The sequence below is a fragment of the Alistipes sp. ZOR0009 genome (assembly GCF_000798815.1).
Taxonomy (GTDB): Bacteria; Bacteroidota; Bacteroidia; order Bacteroidales; family ZOR0009; genus Acetobacteroides.
Map to the genome: position 1 here is coordinate 35508 of NZ_JTLD01000119.1, position 13435 is coordinate 48942.

12 protein-coding genes are annotated in these 13435 nt (G+C 42.2%); 7 read left to right on the forward strand and 5 right to left on the reverse strand.

Annotated features, from left to right (window positions below; all coding sequences use genetic code 11):
* Positions 1 to 35: 35 nt before the first annotated feature.
* Positions 36 to 1286: an efflux RND transporter periplasmic adaptor subunit gene (locus L990_RS17340; protein WP_047452056.1), complete on the reverse strand. Its 1251-nt coding sequence runs from the start codon at positions 1284 to 1286 to the stop codon at positions 36 to 38.
* A 751-nt stretch (positions 1287 to 2037) separates the two neighbouring features.
* Here L990_RS17340 and L990_RS17345 point away from each other — a divergent pair.
* The 6 genes from L990_RS17345 to L990_RS17370 all read left to right on the forward strand — a co-directional run bounded on the left by L990_RS17345 (position 2038) and on the right by L990_RS17370 (position 6312).
* Entirely contained in the window at positions 2038 to 2667 is a 630-nt protein-coding gene (locus L990_RS17345) for a hypothetical protein (RefSeq protein WP_047452058.1), read from the forward strand.
* 260 nt (positions 2668 to 2927) lie between these two features.
* Positions 2928 to 3527, forward strand: coding sequence for a hypothetical protein (locus L990_RS17350; RefSeq protein ID WP_047452061.1), 600 nt, complete (start codon positions 2928 to 2930; stop codon positions 3525 to 3527).
* 30 nt (positions 3528 to 3557) lie between these two features.
* Complete coding sequence (locus tag L990_RS19495; protein WP_081981784.1) at positions 3558 to 4127, forward strand: outer membrane beta-barrel protein; 570 nt, start codon at positions 3558 to 3560, stop codon at positions 4125 to 4127.
* Between the two features lie 153 nt (positions 4128 to 4280).
* Positions 4281 to 4877 (forward strand): DUF3267 domain-containing protein, encoded by a 597-nt coding sequence (locus tag L990_RS17360; RefSeq protein ID WP_047452063.1) that lies wholly within the window; start codon positions 4281 to 4283, stop codon positions 4875 to 4877.
* A 92-nt stretch (positions 4878 to 4969) separates the two neighbouring features.
* The gene (locus L990_RS17365) at positions 4970 to 5353 is read left to right on the forward strand and encodes a hypothetical protein (RefSeq protein WP_047452065.1); all 384 of its coding nucleotides are present in this window, start codon (positions 4970 to 4972) and stop codon (positions 5351 to 5353) included.
* Between the two features lie 332 nt (positions 5354 to 5685).
* A complete protein-coding gene (locus L990_RS17370; protein WP_047452068.1) occupies positions 5686 to 6312 on the forward strand; it encodes a hypothetical protein in 627 nt (208 codons plus the stop codon).
* A gap of 54 nt (positions 6313 to 6366) precedes the next feature.
* Here the strand turns inward: L990_RS17370 and L990_RS17375 are convergent, their stop codons facing one another.
* The 4 genes from L990_RS17375 to L990_RS17390 all read right to left on the reverse strand — a co-directional run bounded on the left by L990_RS17375 (position 6367) and on the right by L990_RS17390 (position 12762).
* On the reverse strand, positions 6367 to 9642 hold the full coding sequence (locus L990_RS17375; protein ID WP_156121664.1) for a S41 family peptidase: 3276 nt from the start codon (positions 9640 to 9642) through the stop codon (positions 6367 to 6369).
* A gap of 490 nt (positions 9643 to 10132) precedes the next feature.
* On the reverse strand, positions 10133 to 10903 hold the full coding sequence (locus tag L990_RS17380; RefSeq protein WP_047452071.1) for an EI24 domain-containing protein: 771 nt from the start codon (positions 10901 to 10903) through the stop codon (positions 10133 to 10135).
* A gap of 41 nt (positions 10904 to 10944) precedes the next feature.
* Positions 10945 to 11685 (reverse strand): 16S rRNA (cytidine(1402)-2'-O)-methyltransferase, encoded by a 741-nt coding sequence (rsmI, locus tag L990_RS17385; protein ID WP_047452073.1) that lies wholly within the window; start codon positions 11683 to 11685, stop codon positions 10945 to 10947.
* A gap of 102 nt (positions 11686 to 11787) precedes the next feature.
* Positions 11788 to 12762 carry a hypothetical protein gene (locus L990_RS17390; RefSeq protein WP_047452075.1) on the reverse strand — a complete coding sequence of 325 codons (975 nt, stop codon included), beginning with the start codon at positions 12760 to 12762 and terminating at the stop codon, positions 11788 to 11790.
* A gap of 84 nt (positions 12763 to 12846) precedes the next feature.
* Here L990_RS17390 and L990_RS17395 point away from each other — a divergent pair, with 84 nt between their 5' ends.
* On the forward strand, positions 12847 to 13434 hold the full coding sequence (locus tag L990_RS17395) for a thymidine kinase (RefSeq protein WP_047452077.1): 588 nt from the start codon (positions 12847 to 12849) through the stop codon (positions 13432 to 13434).
* The last annotated feature ends 1 nt before the right edge of the window (position 13435 follow it).

Sequence of the window (13435 nt, forward strand, 5' to 3'; positions counted from 1 at the left end):
ATTACCCCGCTGCTGGCTACAACACACCTTTTTTACTACTTCTTTCTAATTTTAAGCTTGCTGTTATTTTTGTACTTGGTCATGTCCGATACGATAACCCTATCGCCAACCTTTAGTCCCGAAATAACTTCCGCCTGCTCGAAGCTACTTTCGCCCAGCTCCACCTTTCTTTTTTGGGCAACGCCGTCGCTAATAACCCACAGCTCGTACTCACCTTTTCCTACGTAGTAAGTACGGTTGGCCAACCTCATCACATCGTCGCGAATGGAATTAATTACAGAAACATCCACCTTAAGCCCAGAGCGAAGCTTAGCGTTGCTGCTCTCCTTCAAAAGCACTGTAAAGCCAATAATTCCATTCTTAACCGATGGCACCACATTCCCCACAATTCCTTCGAGCTTTTCGCCACCAACACGGACAATTGCCTTGGCACCTGCCGAAATTCGGTCGGCGTACACGTCAGAAATTTCGGCCTCCACCTTAAAGTTATGCAGGTCGGATACGATTGCCAGCTGGCCACCCGGACTAACTACTGCACCTATTTGATTATTCAACCATGTCAACACCGCTTCTCGGGGCGAGCGCACCTGAGCCTCGCTCATGGTTTTACCCATCAGCTGTACGTTCTGCTTAGAGATATTGAAGTCGAGCGCAGAGACCTTTAGGTCGGCAGCAGAGGTAAGCCGCTCGTTCCTATACTTCTGCTGCAGCTGCTCAAACTGCAGGCTCTCCACCTTATAGTTAAGCTCGGCCTGACGAACCTTATCGCTCGTACTGGCACCAATGCTATCCAAGTAATGTTCGTTTTTAAGCTCCACCGCCATGCGCTTAAGCTTCATCTCTGCAATCTCCACCTGAATCTTTAGGTCCGAGAGCTTGCTCTTAACCGAAACATTCTGCTGGTCTAGCTTGCAGCGCTTCATCTCCACCTCGTTCTTTATTCGGTTAAACTCGGTTTGCGTAGCCTCAAGGTCGAGGCGCAGAATGGCATCCCCCTTCTTTAAAATATCACCCGGCTTCTTGTAAACCTCCAGCACCTTCGACGAAACAGGAGAAGTAATAACCTCCTCAAAAAGCGGAACCACCTTTCCGTTTGCCGATACCGACACCTCAATAGTTCCCTTATCTACCGTAGCAATTTCTATATCCGATTCGGAAATGCCCGAGCGTAAAAAGATGGCCAGCACGTAAAATAGGGCAGCCACCACCACCACGCCGGCAGCTATCTTAATCAGCTTTACTCGTTTTCTTTTCAAAATCTCTTCCTTGGGTATATTCCTGTCCATTTATGTACACTTTAGTATTTGCTAACGGAGGAAAACAATCGGCATGCCACCATTTTTAATGCGCTGATGGGCGGACAATTACCACAAAACGCCCCTAAAAAAGTTGTCCGAATACGAACAGGAAGTGTCCGATATCGGACAGCTGGAGGAAATTTTCAAAAAGTGAAGGGTACAAGATAGCCTGCTGCCAATGGCTAGCGGCAAATAACCTCAACAGAGCATACATCAGGCTAGAAAACACAAAACGCTACTAAACACTAGCAATCTGCTTGTTAGCCATCATAATAATCCAACAAAACCTTAAATATAACCTCTCGATCGGAGCATTTCCCTAATGTTTTGGAACAAAAGACTAATCTTTTGTTCCAAAACTTTAGTCTTTTGCTTCATCAACCAAAGTTTTTGTTTTACCAACCAAAGTTTTTACTACGCTAACGAAAGTTTTTGTTCCACAAACTTAGGTTGGCAAAACAGCAACTTTCGTTGGTCTTTCACAAACTTTCGTTACCAAAACAACAAGCTAGCTCGGTGCTATACCTACCAATTTTTTTAAAACAAAAAGATAGCTTGGTGCTACAAAAAATTAGGGTGAAATGGGAAAATAAACGAGCGGCAGATGCCCTTAAAGCCTTTCCGTAAATTTTTTTTATTCCACTTAAAAAAAGTAGCTCAAAAAATAAACAAATAAAAAGATACCCCTGTTAGTAGCATGATAGGTCCTATTATTAATCATTGTCAAAACTAGATGCCAATGAATTTTTTCGATCTTGTGGTTGACTATAAGGGCTCGAAGGATAATGACCTTGGCCCTTTTACAGAGAATGTTCTTGTAAGAACAGTTAAGAATCCCCTTTTCCATATTGAAGAGGAAGTATACCTAACCCCCTTACAGCAATCTCTAAACGAGTTTGCTACCAATTTAGGTAAAAGTATAGGCGGATCTAAGACTGATACTCTAAAAAAAAACCAGTCGAAGCTTGTTGTGTGCCAGAATCTTGAAAAGCTAGCTGTAGAGCTATGCCGACAAGCCAATGGTGATAGAGAAAAGTTGGCAACTACTGGTTTTGTACTCTCCAAAGTTCCCGAAAAACGGAAGGCTCCTTCCGCTCCAACCGGGTTTAAGGTAGCTATAGGAGAAAAGAGCGGCGAGCTTGCTTTTACCGTTGATGCATGTGAGGTAACCCTTATGTACTACTTCTTCTGTACGCCAGTACCTGTAGAAGAGAACGACATACAAAAATGGAAGTGGATATCATCACCCAAACGTAAGGCCACCATGGTTGGGCTTACGCGAGGAACAGAGTACGAGTGCACCTGTGCCTACCAGGCTCCTGATGGAACATTTGTTTACGGTCAAAAAATACGAGTAATAGCCAACTAGCTTAACCTACGTAACCCTATATAAAGGGGGAGCACCTTAACAGGTCTCCCCCTTTTTCTATGCCCACCGTTTTAGCTTGTTAGGCTACAGGGGAAAGGTATTCTACAAGCTCAATAGCAAAGTACACCTACCTGTAGAGCCGTAATGCTACAGCTGTGTTATAGGTTCTAAATGTTAAAATACTACCTTTGCGCCTCAAATTATGGATTAGTAGGAAACAATAACAGCATAAAATATTTACCAACAAATAAAGTCACCCTATGAGGAGAATTGCCATTACAATACTAGTCTTAGCCTATACAGTAGGGCTTAAAGCTCAGGAGTTAACCCCAACAGCTAAAGGAAACTTCATGATTGGAGGATCGGCAGGATATAGCCATTCTAAAAACAATCTGAGTTGTTCTAAAAATTTTGATTTAGCTCCTAATATTGGCTACTTTATTATTGACGGGCTCGCAGTTGGAGCTACTCCAATGTATTCGTATAGCAATATAAAACCCTATAATAACAACAGTTTCTCTTTAAAAACTATCTCACATACCTTCTCCATAGCTCCGTTTATACGCTATATATTTAAAAATAGAATTTTTACTCAAATAGAAGGAGGCATTGGTATAGCCTCAGTAAAAGAAAGACTTTTTTATTGGGATAAAGATTTGGAATCTACCACTACTACTAAATATATTCAGCCATCTATTGGTTATAGCTACTTTATTAATAGCAAAGTAGCTATAGAAGCATCAGCATACTATAAGTATACCACTCAAAAAGAAAAAATAAAGGACGAGTTTGCTAGAGACATTGAGCCTTTAAACAAAAAAAGTATTGGAATAAGAGTTGGTATTCAAGCATACCTATAACCTATCCTCATCTGTAATAAAAAAGCTAATATGAAAATACTATTTACTGCAACGTTAGCAGCACTAATGCTATCGGCAAATTCTCAAGAAGTAAAACCAACTAGTAAAGGAAATTTTATGCTTGGAGGTAATGCTTCCTTTAGCTATAATGAGGACAACTTTCAAACAACAACAACAGCTGGAATAGAACCTCGTATAGGATATTTTATTATTGACAACTTAGCCGTTGGAATTACTCCGTCCTTTCAGTATACAAAATATAAAAAAGAATTTACTATTTTGACATCCAATGTATCAACAAGAAAATTAGACGTATGTACAAAAGAATATATTTTATCTCCTTTTGTTAGGTATGTTAGTAACTTAGGTGTGTTTGGTGAATTACAAGCAGGTTTTGGCCTAATTAACTATCAATTAATAGAAAGTGAAACCCGTAAAACTATAAAAATTACACCAAGTGTTGGATACTCCTACTTTTTAAACTCAAAAGTTGCTGTTGAAGGAGCTATATACTACAACTATCAAAAATATGATCCAGAACCAATTTCTTCAACAGATAAAAGTTATGGCTTTAAAGTAGGGTTTCAAGTTTACTTATAATGCATTCTTACTAAATAGAATAAAAGGCCTTCTATTAAAAGAAGGCCTTTGTGTTTTTAGCAGCCACACTATAGAAATACGATTTCGCAAAAAGAAATATATTTACAGAAAAATACTACTCTTAAATAGTAACGAGCTAACCTATTCAAAAACATGAGATTTATCTACAACAAGTTTCCCAACGACGAAACGTTTCAACCAGATGAAACGTGGACTCCTCTAAAAGAGCCAACAGACCTAATTGAGGTTCAAATTAAGGCAATTCCATTTTTCATAATCAACTTTCTTGTAGTGCAGCTGCTATTTTGGATTATGGGATTACACTTTAACTTTGAGATGTCCCTGCTTCTAGTTGCCTTTCTTATAGTAACTCCTATACACGAGCTTTTACATGCGCTATTCTTTCCCGAAAACCTGCTATCGAAGAATATTTACTTTGGAGCAATACTAAAAGCGGGAGCCTTTTTTGCCTTTTATACGGGCGAGATGAAAAGAAACACCTTGATAAAAGTATTTTTAGCTCCGTTGGCTATCATTAGCATTGCTGGAGTTGCCTACCTGCTAGCATTTGGTCATAATTCGCTAGTAGAGCATATTGTCCTATTTAACGCCTTCGGAGCAAGTGTCGACTGCCTCGGAACCTACCTAGTACTACGACAAGTTCCAAGGAGGGCCTACGTCAGAAATAAGGAAATTAAATCCTACTGGATAGTAAAAGAGGAAAATAGCTGCACGGAAGAAAAAGCATAGAAAAGAGGGTTGCAGCCTAATTTTAGCTATGGGAAAAGTGTTTAGGAAAGACAAGCAAGGAGCATTAGCATACAAATTTAAATCATAGAACAATGAGCTATCCCCTTTTTGCAGCAGGAGTACTGGCTGTGCTAGCAACCATCGGCCATTTCTTTGCAGGATACAAGATGTATATCAGGCCAATTATAGGCTCTAATGCCGATGTCATTCCTAAAAATGTGGTGCTATGCCTTTTTCACTATATGTCCGTATATCTAATACTAACCGCCATTATTCTGCTTGCATTTTCCTTTGGATATAGCCTCATATTCGATAGTATCCACGATGTAACCTTGGTTATTGGAATCTCGTATGCCGGTTTTGCCTTAGCACAGCTCGCGGTTGCACTAACGTCCTCGGTAAAAAGTGGACCATTAAAGATGTTTCAGTGGATATTTTGGCTGCTTATCGCCTTACTTTCGCTAGTAGCAGCATAAATGTTGGTAGCATACATATCCAACTAAGCTTAAATAGCCTTACCGTTTATAAATAGAAGGTAGCAAAGTTGGGGAGGAAAAAAGTATGTCTATTTTTGTCTGCTCTTAGAAATATAGCAAGCATTGTAAATACTTTTAGTATGGAAATATCTAATAGTAGGCAGTAGAAGATAGAATTTTCCGATTCCAGACTCATGTTGTACCTACATGCTATTTACACTAATATAATTGATTTTATAGACTTATTTCTCAGACACATATAATGACTTTTACAAAAAAATGGCGAAGATAATTTCTCCTTACTTTTTACCTAAAATAAACAATAAAATTGCATGCCTAAAAAATTATTTCATTTAAAAAATGAAAGTCTAGACGCCTACGTAGTATCGTGGAACACAAAATGGGAGCAAACACAAGTATTCTTTAACGACACCCTAATAGGAGTTGTTAATGGAAAGGAAGAGCTCAAAAAGGGAAAATCATTTGAGATAGAAGATTTCAAAACTCTTACAGTAAAGTTAACTGGTGGATTAATTCCTGAACTAGTACTTCTAATAAATGGTAAGTACATAGATGGAAGCCCTACAGATCCTGCCTTAGAACTCAAAAATGTATATAATCTAATTTTCACACTTAGCAGCCTTAGCATCATCGTAGGAGTAATAGTAGAAATTTTTCAGATTGATTTTCTATTAAATGTAGGCATAGGCTTAGGATCAATAATCTATGGTTTAATACTTTTTGGACTTGGATATGGAGTAAGCAAGCGACTAAAAGGAGCACTTATATTAACTTTTGTCGTAATAATTTTGAGTATTGTTCTAACTCTTATGGCCGTAAAAAATTCACATACCAACCCTTCCTCAGGAATCACAATAAAGCTCTTTTTTCTTTATTACATGTTTAAAGGCTTTGCCGCGATAAAAAAGATAAAAGAAACCACCACATACTCCGAATAGCACAAAAAGGCCGAACGTTATGTTCGGCCTTTTCTATTATGCTGCCATTAAGCACTACTTTTTAGTATCCTGCAAGAGAACCTCTACAGCCTTTTCGAGCTGCTGGTCTCTACCGTTGGCAACCGTTTCGGGAGCATTCTTTACCACGTAATCGGGCACGGCTTCCAGGTTTTCCATCCAGTTTCCATGAAGATCTTTCGCGCTTACAGGAACCATACCCCACATTGTTTCTCCATCACTAAGCATTTCCCATCCGGCAAAGCTGCAAGTTCCAGGAACAGGCATCCCTACCATCTTACCAATGCCGAGTTCCTTATAAGAACAGGCGAAACAGCTAGCATCGCTATAGTTGGCCTCACTAACCATCGCAACTGTTGGCTTAGTCCAACGGAATGATGGCTCGTAACCCAAGGCGCGCGTTTCGTTGGTGTACTCTATAAACTTCTTACCCGTAAAGAACATGGCCAAATCCGCAACAAGGTCCCCACCACCGTTGAATCGGGTATCAACAACTACCCCTTTTCGGTCGTGGAACTTACCCATCATTTCGCTGTAGATATCGCGGTAAGGACCATCCCCCATTCCGGGGATATGAACGTAGCCCAGCTGACCATTGCTCAACTTTTCCACATCCTTTTCGTTGTTTTTTACCCAACGTTTGTAGAGTAGCTCTCCTTCTTCCCCTTGTGATATTGGCTTAACCGTAAGCTGCTGTTCCTTTCCAGTAGCCGGATCGAACACCGTTAAAAGGACAAACTTGCCAGCCTTTAGGTTAAGGTAGGCCGCATAATCGGTGTTTGCCTTAATGGTATCGCCATCAACCATACGAATAACCATACCCTCCTTTACCGCTATGTTGGCCCTATCGAGAGGACCTTCCTTTAGCACCTCGGCAATCTTAAGGCCATCCTCCTTAAAGCTGTAGTCGGCAAAAACACCCAACGAAGCCGTAGCATCAGCATCCGGCATGCGCTGGCTATACCTCGATCCCGAGTGAGAAACGTTTAGCTCGCCCAACATTTCGGAAAGCATCTCGGAGAATTCGTACCCAGTTCCAATGTAAGGAAGATACTCGCGGTAGTGAGCTGTTAGCTTGTCCCAATCAACCCCATGATACTTGGAGGTATAGAAACCGCGCTTTGTACGAAGTACCACGTGGTTAAACATAGCCTCGCGCTCTGCATTCTTATCAACGCGTACATCGGCGTCAATCTTTAACGCCTCGCGCTTGCCCTTGTCAACCTCTACCTTATATATCTGTCCATCCGATAAAAGGAAAAGATTCTTCATATCCTTGTCCCACTCAAACGAACCAGAGCGGGCGTTCATTGGCATTTCTAGCTTAGCTTCCTTAGTACGAAGCTTAACGCTCCAAAGATTGTACCCCTTCTCAAATCGAGCAAGGTAGTACATCGTCTCACCATCCTTAGATAGCACCGCATCGCCAATAGACGCCGAGTTAATGGTTAGCTTGGTATACCTATCGGTAAGGTTCTCCCAGTCAACCTTCATCGACGAATCAGCTTTGGCTACTTCTGGAGCCTTAGCCTTCTTGTCCTTCTTCTTATCATCCTTTTTCTTGGCATCTTCCTTCTTCTTTGCATCCTCTTTGGCCTTTTTCTCTCTTTCTTCTATGGCTTTCTGAAGATCATAGTCCTCCTTGCTTAGGTTAAACTTATCCCACGCATCGCGAGTAAGGAACATGCTAAAAACATCCGCCTGACGCGAACCACTATTGGCAGCACTGCGAAGCCCTTCGCGAGTAGAGAACCATAAAAGCTGATTCTTGCTAACCCATTTAGGGTTGTAGTCCTCATAACCGCTCTGCGTTAGGTTAATAAAAGGTTTCTTGCCATCAACAGGGATAAGGATCACCTCGCCATTGGCCATAGTTGGAGAGTATTCGGCCAAAAGCCACTTGCTATCCGGACTCCACGAAAAATTATTTCGGCCATCCTGCATATAGTAAAGTTCATTCGGAGTAAGAAGAGTTACCTCCTCCTTGCTTGCCAAATCTTTCACCTTTAAGGTTGTTCGGTTTTCAACAAAGGCAATCTTCTTTCCATCAGGAGATAGAAGCGGCTGATAGTTATCCTTGTCGTTGCTAATTAAAGGTTCCTCCTTTATAAGTGTAGCTGCAAAGAAGAAAGGCTCCTCCTTGCGTACCTTTACCGATTTAAAGATCTGCCAACGTCCTTCTCTTTCGCTAGCGTATACTACCGATTTGCCATCGGGGGCAAAGGTTACAAAAGCCTCCTGTTGGGGAGTAGCGGTTATTCTTTTAGTAAAGCCTCCCTCTACAGAGGTTACAAAAACATCGCCTCGAGAGATAAAAGCCACCTCTTTACCATCGGGAGAAACGGCCATTTCCTTTACGTTTCCGCCAATGCTTAGCCTTTGCTCGCTATTGCTTTTGTCATCGCCAATAATGGTGATGCCTACCTTGCTTGGCTTTCCGCCTTGTGCCATGATATAAATCTCGCCATCGTATCCAAAGCAAAGTGTTTGATCTTTGCTTATGCTTAGGAAACGAACAGGCTGCTCCTTAAAGCTAGTTACAGCAGTACGCTGCGCTGGGTTCTTAACAGGCGATTTATATACGTTAAAGGAACCAGATTCCTCGCTAAGGAAAAACATCTCCTCGTCGTTGCTAGAAAGTACTGGATTGCGATCTTCTCCTTTAAAGGTGGTAAGCTGGGTATGCTTTCCGGTTGCTGGCTCATACATCCAAATATCACGAGCAATAGACGACTGATGGTGCTTACGCCATTCATTCTCCCCGCCTTTCTTATCCTGGTAGAGCATAAATTTCCCGTTAGCCGAGAAAGCTACATTTTCGGCTGGGGTTGATAAAACCTGCTCTACACGACCTCCGGTAGAAGGAACCGAATATAGTTCGGGCTGAGAACCTGCTGGGAAAAGACGGTTACTTGCCACATCCTGACGCGCTGCTCCAAATATAACCGACTTGTCATCGTTGCTAAAAGCGTAAGGTAGCTCGCTAGTAGAATGGAAGGTTAACCTTGTTGGTTTTCCTCCTACTGCATCAACCACAAATACGTCGAAGTTACCGTAACGATTAGAGGCAAAAGCAATACGTTTCCCGTCGTGACTCCATACTGGCATGTAATCGTGCGCAGTATGTGTGGTTAAAGCAGATGCTACTCCTCCCGAAGAGGGAACAGTATAAATATCTCCCTTATAAGAAAAGGCGATGGTTTTGCCATCGGGAGAAATAGATGGATATCGCAGCCACTTAGGGGACTGTTGTGCCATCGTAGAGAAAGCTATTGCAGCCATAGGCAACAGCAATGCTAACTTTTTAATCATTCTGATACTGTTTTTTTATAGGTTATTTTGCTTGTTAATTCTTTCCTAAAAGCAACAGAAGGAAACCTCCCTCTGCCTTTACTTTACAAATCTAGCACTTTATGGCTGCCCACTTTCCCCCTTCACAAAAATGACGGCAATAAAAAGGCATAACATGCGGCAACCAAACTAGCCCAAAGACGAACAAAAAAGAGGAATGTAACATTCCTCAAAAAAACTCGTCTAAAATGTCAAAAATCACGCCGTCAACCCTTTTCCGGCCTAATAGAACAACAGATTTTATAGCGACAATACAAAGTAAAGACGATACTAGTTAATACTGTGTAGATTTAGGGATAGACAAAAGAACGAGGGTGCCTCCAATACAGAAGCACCCTCGTTCTTTGCATATATCATCTCAAATGTATTTCCTTTTTGTAAATTGCTGATGCGAAAAATCGCTATAAAAACGCAAGCATTTCCCTGCTATACTAAATAGGACCCGAGTGCTCTACTCCCGAGTGCTAACAATTTCGTGCGTTGCAAGAGTTGCGGCAACAGTAGAAAGAATAGCAACAAAACCAGCAAGAGCAAACCCAATAAGAGGTATTGTGGTAAATACCATATAAATCAAACCTAAACCTACAGCAGTTCCCTTATGCTGTCGAACAGTAGCCACACTTTGCTTTATATTAAAACGGCGACGTTCTAACGTATAGTCCATAAACGAAAAACCATAGAAATAGGCAGCGACACTTAAAAGGTATATGGGCACTACAAATCCTACCAGTGGTATAAAACCAAGAATAAGCGATATTACTGAGTTTACAATTTCGATGGTTAGGTTGCGTAAGGCAATCCTTACCCCTCTAAATATGTCAGAGATGAATTCACCAAAAACAAATGGATAGCTCTTACCCGTAATATGCTGGTCTACCTTTTCGGAAACATATACGAGTACCGGAGAAAGTAGAATCAGAAGCACAAAACCGCCAATGTACACAAGAATAAAGAACAGCGATATCCAAACTAAAAACGACGCAATAGTTCGAAGGGTATTTGCCCACCAACTATCACCCATCGAGAATGGAGCAATATCGCGAATCCAATCGGTAATAATATTGGTGAAATGCGAGGAGAGATTTCCCCCTACCACAAGGTTGATTATAAGAATCAAAACAGGAATGACGAAAACCCATCCAAGCTTACACTCCCTAATAATCTGAAAAGACTTGCCGTATGATCGAAAGGCAAGTCCTAATCCTCTAAAAAAATGTAGCATTGTTTACCTCTTTTTTTCAATATCTACAAACCACTCCAATCCTACTCGTCAGAATCCTCGATATCATCGTCGTCGTCGGTGCTATACTTGTTTTTCTTTTTGCTTTCCTTCTTGGCTAGCCCCTCTACGATAATTACAATTTCGCCTTTTACTTCCTTCTTCCCAAAATGCTCTATCAGCTCGGTCAAAGTACCTCTTGCATTCTCCTCGTATAGTTTGGTAAGTTCGCGCGATACGGAAGCCTTACGTTCTGCCCCCATGTGCTCCGAGAGTTGGGTCAGCGTCTTGACCAATCGGTGAGGCGACTCGTAAAAAACGATCGTACGATCTTCGGTAGCCAAACGTTCAAGACGTGTTTGGCGTCCCTTTTTCTGAGGAAGAAAACCTTCAAAAACAAACTTATCGCAGGGAAGTCCGCTATTAACCAATGCAGGTACAAATGCCGTAGCACCAGGAAGGCACTCCACCTCAATATTACGCTCGACACAGGTGCGAACAAGCAAAAAGCCTGGATCAGATATCCCTGGCGTACCCGCATCGGACACTAAGGCTACCGCCTGTCCCGATCCAATAAGATCGGCAACCATATCCACCGTCTTATGCTCGTTAAACTTATGGTGGCTTTGCAACTTTGCCTGAAAGCCAAAATGTTTGCAAAGAATGGCTGTCTTACGGGTATCTTCGGCAAGAATAACGTTGACGCTCTTAAGTATATTAATTGCCCTCAAGGTCATATCCTCAAGGTTTCCAATAGGGGTCGGTACTATGTATAACTTTGACATTTTCTCTTAATTCGTATCTCTACTCGGCATTCGGCATTTTAGCACAACCGTTTAAGGCTATGCTGCCATACGAATACATAAAACTTCAGTAAAGAAGGTTATCTATAAGAACCTTCGCTGCAACAAATCTATCAGGAGATTAACCTCAGGCAGTGCCGCATCCCAGCTGTAGTGTTCCTGGATATGGATAAGAGCTTCATCAATGGAGGTACAGCCATTTAGCGCGTTTATCGCCGCATCGTAAGCCCTGCCATCCCCACCAAAAAGCGTACGGATAAGACGGAACTTGTCGTTAAAGCTAATGGCCTTATGCAGATCCTCCACGGGCTTTTGCTGCAGCTTAGAAGCTAAATCGGACTTCCCTTTTGGCGAAACGACCTCGTTCAATGAGCTCTTAGTTGAAGCGATAACCTCACCCAACCGCTTATCGGCCACCTTCACCCTATCTTCGAACGTTGTAACTACCAGCTTTTCCTCAACCGGTGCTGCAACCTCAGCCACAGGAGCCATCACTTTGACCTCAACCTCTAGCGCAGAAGCAACGATCTTTATCGGCTCAAGTTTTTTCTCTGCAGCAGGAGTATCATGCTCAAGCTCAAGGATTGGTTCGGGAGCCCTTTCGAATGTAATATCAGACGGCTTAGCATTACTGTTGATAGAACCTGCCAAGCTGGAAATGGCATCCAGAATTGGAGCAGCCTCCTCGGCCGTTAGCCGCTTCTCCTCGCTCTCCTTACTGCGACCTCCTATTATCGGAAAATCAGGAATCACCAGCTCCTCCAGCTCGTAGGCTCCCTGCTTGCGCTGCTGCGGCATAGGTTTTAGCGCCTCCTCCTTCTTATCGGACACCTCATAGAATAGCCCCTGCAGCTTACGATTTCCCATATCGCTATCTACAGCCAATTTTTCTGAAAGAATGCTTGATTTTGCTTCAGCCTTTTTGAGGCTCATATAAATCACCTTCATCTTATCGAGGGCGATTTCACGTTCGATGTCAGGTATTTCGCTATGCTGCTCCCATTGAGCTATGAGATCTATAAGCTCGGCTAGCTCAGATGAAATTGTCTGTAAGTTCATCAGTAGAGGTGTTAGATTCCTGTAAAAAAGGAACAAAAAATAATACTTTTGTAAATGTAGTTATATAAAAGATATTTATAGGTCATGTTTTTGGAAAAATCGTTAAACAGCAGATCATCAGTTGGCTGGATAGAAGTAGTTTGTGGCTCCATGTTTTCGGGCAAAACGGAAGAACTTATCCGCAGGCTTAAGCGAGCCAAAATAGCCAACCAACGGGTTGAAATCTTCAAACCGGAGATTGACACCCGCTACTCTACCAACGAGGTCGTATCGCACGATTCGAACGCCATCCGTTCGACACCCGTATCCAACTCGGGCAACATCCTGCTCCTTTGTGGCGATGTAGATGTGGTAGGAATTGATGAAGCGCAGTTTTTCGATTTGGGATTGGTAGATGTCTGCAACCAGCTGGCCAACCAGGGCGTTCGTGTCATTGTTGCCGGGTTAGACATGGACTACAAGGGCAAACCCTTTGGCCCCATCCCCTCGCTTATGGCAACCGCCGAATATGTAACAAAAGTTCACGCCATTTGCGTCAAATGCGGTAACTTAGCACAACACTCGCACAGAACCGTTGTTAACGACAAGCTGGTAGTTTTAGGCGAAAAAGACACCTACGAACCACTTTGCCGCGATTGCTACAACGAGGCAAATGCGATCAACCAGATGTAAA

Coding starts and splice junctions, on each gene's coding strand:
- L990_RS17340 (WP_047452056.1), bottom strand. CDS start 1,286: ATGGACAGGAATATACCCAAGGAAGAGATTTTGAAAAGAAAACGAGTA.
- L990_RS17345 (WP_047452058.1), top strand. CDS start 2,038: ATGAATTTTTTCGATCTTGTGGTTGACTATAAGGGCTCGAAGGATAAT.
- L990_RS17350 (WP_047452061.1), top strand. CDS start 2,928: ATGAGGAGAATTGCCATTACAATACTAGTCTTAGCCTATACAGTAGGG.
- L990_RS19495 (WP_081981784.1), top strand. CDS start 3,558: ATGAAAATACTATTTACTGCAACGTTAGCAGCACTAATGCTATCGGCA.
- L990_RS17360 (WP_047452063.1), top strand. CDS start 4,281: ATGAGATTTATCTACAACAAGTTTCCCAACGACGAAACGTTTCAACCA.
- L990_RS17365 (WP_047452065.1), top strand. CDS start 4,970: ATGAGCTATCCCCTTTTTGCAGCAGGAGTACTGGCTGTGCTAGCAACC.
- L990_RS17370 (WP_047452068.1), top strand. CDS start 5,686: ATGCCTAAAAAATTATTTCATTTAAAAAATGAAAGTCTAGACGCCTAC.
- L990_RS17375 (WP_156121664.1), bottom strand. CDS start 9,642: ATGATTAAAAAGTTAGCATTGCTGTTGCCTATGGCTGCAATAGCTTTC.
- L990_RS17380 (WP_047452071.1), bottom strand. CDS start 10,903: ATGCTACATTTTTTTAGAGGATTAGGACTTGCCTTTCGATCATACGGC.
- rsmI (WP_047452073.1), bottom strand. CDS start 11,685: ATGTCAAAGTTATACATAGTACCGACCCCTATTGGAAACCTTGAGGAT.
- L990_RS17390 (WP_047452075.1), bottom strand. CDS start 12,762: ATGAACTTACAGACAATTTCATCTGAGCTAGCCGAGCTTATAGATCTC.
- L990_RS17395 (WP_047452077.1), top strand. CDS start 12,847: ATGTTTTTGGAAAAATCGTTAAACAGCAGATCATCAGTTGGCTGGATA.